The following is a 2,941-nucleotide window of genomic DNA, read 5'->3' on the forward strand; positions in this document are numbered from 1 at the left end:
CGCCACGGGGATCTCGGTGGCCTGGGTGCTGGCGGTGACGGTGCCGCTTCTCGGCCCCGACACGGCGCCGACGACGGCGGAGCTGTCCGGGCACCTGGCGCGGCTCCTGTCGGGGCCGGCCGCGCAGGGCGGCTGGGCGGCGGGGGCCGTGCTGTGCGCGGGGCTGCTGGTGCTGCGGCGCCGGTCCGTCGAATTTCCGGCTTTCCCGACCTACTCGGGCTTCTAGCCTTCTCGGCTTTCCATCATCTGGGGCGTATATGAACGACACGGGGGACGGCACAGTGACAGTGGAGGCGGACGGGCTCACCGTCACCCACCGGAAGACGGTCGCGCTCGACGCGGTCGATCTCACCTTCGGCACCGGCGTACACGGTCTGCTCGGCCCGAACGGGGCGGGCAAGACCTCCCTGATCCGGGTACTGGCGACGGTCGCCGCGCCGGCGCGCGGCCGGGTCGAACTGCTGGGGCGGGACATCTCTGAGCACCGGGAGCGTTCGGCGGTACGGCGGCGCCTGGGGTATCTGCCGCAGGAGTTCGGCTACTACCCGGGCTTCACGGTGCGGGAGTTCGTCTCGTACATCGCCTGGCTGAAGGAGATGCCGGCGGCCGGGGTACCGCAGGCGGTGGTGCGCGCGGTCGACCGGGTGGGTCTCATGGACCGGATCGACGCGAAGATCAAGACGCTCTCGGGCGGCATGGTCCGCCGCGTCGGTATCGCCCAGGCCGTCGTCAACGACCCGGATCTGCTGCTCCTGGACGAACCGACGGCCGGACTCGACCCGGAGCAACGGGTCGAATTCCGAAGACTGCTGCGGGACTTGGGCAGGGAGGCGACGGTGATCGTCTCGACGCACCTGGTGGAGGACGTGGCGGCGGCGTGCTCGGAGGTGGCCCTGCTGGAATCGGGCCGGGTGGCTTTCCGGGGAACGACTGCGGAGCTGACCGACCTTGGCGCGAACTCGCCGGTGGGCGCGGCGGGGGCGGATCCCGACCACGACGGCAACCCGATCGAACGGGGCTACACATGGGCGCTGCGGGCGCACCGCGCGGGCGGTACCGGGCACGACGGCGGCGCGGGGACCTCGCGGTGAGCCGCCTCCGTACGCCCGCCCGCAGCATCCACCCCGCCCGCACCGAGATGGTCCGTGGCATCGGGCCGTGGAGCGGGCTGGTTCTCGCCGTTGTCGTCGGGGTCGTGATGTACGACGCCGCGCCCACGTGGCAGGGGCGGTGGGTCGCCGTCAGCGATGTGCTGCGCGAGTACGGCATCGTGTTCGGCGTGCCGCTCGCCCTCGCGGCGGGCTGCTGGCAGGGCGGCCGGGAGCGGCGGCGCGGCTTCGGGGAACTGGCGGCCACGCTCCCCCGCAGCACCCTGCGGCGGCTGCTGCTCGCCGCCGCGCCCGCCGCGCTCTGGCCCGCCGCCGGCTATCTCGGCGCGGCGGCGGGCTCCTCCCTCGCCGCCTGGCCGTACGTGAGCGGCGGACGCCCGTATCCGTCCCTCGTCCTCGCCGACGCCGTCGCCATCGCCTCCGCCGGTGTCCTCGGCTTCGTCGCCGGCCGGCTGACCCCCTGGCGGCTGACGGCGCCGCTGCTGGCCCTGGTCTCCTACATCACCCTCATCAGTACGTACGCCGACAACCCGCGCCAGTGGCTCAATCCCGCCGCTCTGCACCACTACTTCTGGGACCGCCCCGTGTGGTGGTTCGGACCGGCCGCCATGGTGTGGACCGGGGGTCTCGCCGCCGCCGCGCTCCTCGCGCTCGCCGCGCGCCGTCGCGCCGTCGCCGTGTTGCCGCTGGCCGCCGCGTGCACGGCCGCCGTGGTCCTCGTGCAGACCGGAAACGGGTTGTGGCGCGCCGATCCGGCGGCGTCCCGGCTCGTCTGCGACGACGGCACGCCCCAGGTGTGCGTGAGCGCTGTGGACAAGGCCCTGCTGCCCGAGGTGTCGGCCGCGCTCGCCGGTCTCAACGGCAAGCTGCGCGGCATCCCCGGTGCGCCGGCCCGCTGGGTCAGCGGGCCGGGCGCGCCGGGGACGGGGATGTACTGGTTGGGGGGCACCCGGATCACGGAGCTGGGCGTCACCTCGACGACGCCGCCGCCCGGCGACGCGCAGTTGCCGAGCCCGTACGAAGCGGCGGTACGGGGCCGGATCGCGGACCCCGCGGCGTACGCGCACTCGGCGGTCACGTGGCTGTTCTCGGAGACCTGCCGGGACGGTGATTTCGAGCTGCCCGGTTTCGACCGGGCCGGCGACATCCACAGCGCCGTCCACCAGTGGCTGGCCCCGGTGCCGGACTTCGCCTCCTACGAAGGCATGGCCGGCGCGCGGAGACAGCTCCAACGGCTGCGGGCCATGGACGCGGCGCAGGGCCGCGCGTACCTCACCCGCTACCTCGCGGGCGATGCCGTCCCCGGCTGCGACCCCGCCGAGGTGCCCGTCCCATGACCGGTCTCCGTGCCCTGCGCCTGTACGCCCGCACCCGCGCCGCGCCCGCCACCCTCGCCGTGCTCGCCGCGACCGCCCTCGGCGCGGCCTGGGCCGCCCAGCGGCTGCTGGAGCAGCCGGGCGCCGGGCCGACCGCGCGGCTGCCGGTGGTCGTCCTCGCGCCGCTGTTCGCCGCCGGGGTGATCGGCACGGGGCTGTTCACGCACGGCGCGGAGCTGGAGCGGGGCGCCGTACGCCCCTGGTGGCCGCGCCGCCTCGCCCACCTGCTGCTCGCGACGGCGCTCGCCGCCGTGCTGCTCGCGCTCGCCGTACCGGGCCACTTCGACGCGTACGGCGCCTCCGCGACGGCGCGCAACGTCATCGGCTCGACCGGCGTCGCGGCGGCGTCAGCCGTGGTCCTCGGCGCCCGGCTGAGCTGGCTGCCGATGATGGTCTGCACGGCGCTCACGTCGCTCCTGGGCGCGACGGACCCGGCGGACGGCGGGGTGGCGGCGG

The 2,941-nt window shown here is 75.0% G+C and carries 3 protein-coding genes and 1 pseudogene; all 4 read left to right on the forward strand.

Going from position 1 to position 2,941, the window contains the following annotated elements:
- A pseudogene (locus BHU15_RS40665) lies at positions 1–226 on the forward strand (hypothetical protein); the annotation flags it as partial.
- A 31-nt stretch (positions 227–257) separates the two neighbouring features.
- Positions 258–1,091, forward strand: a complete 834-nt coding sequence (locus tag BHU15_RS36575; protein ID WP_069631024.1) for an ABC transporter ATP-binding protein — start codon at positions 258–260, stop codon at positions 1,089–1,091.
- Complete coding sequence (locus BHU15_RS36580; protein WP_069631026.1) at positions 1,088–2,446, forward strand: hypothetical protein; 1,359 nt, start codon at positions 1,088–1,090, stop codon at positions 2,444–2,446. The genes BHU15_RS36575 and BHU15_RS36580 overlap by 4 nt, the downstream gene beginning before the upstream one ends.
- On the forward strand, positions 2,443–2,941 hold a 499-nt coding region (locus BHU15_RS36585), incomplete at its 3' end, for a hypothetical protein (RefSeq protein ID WP_069631025.1). The genes BHU15_RS36580 and BHU15_RS36585, both read left to right, overlap by 4 nt.

Source organism: Streptomyces niveus, from assembly GCF_001723055.1.
GTDB classification, from domain to species: Bacteria; Actinomycetota; Actinomycetes; order Streptomycetales; family Streptomycetaceae; genus Streptomyces; species Streptomyces niveus.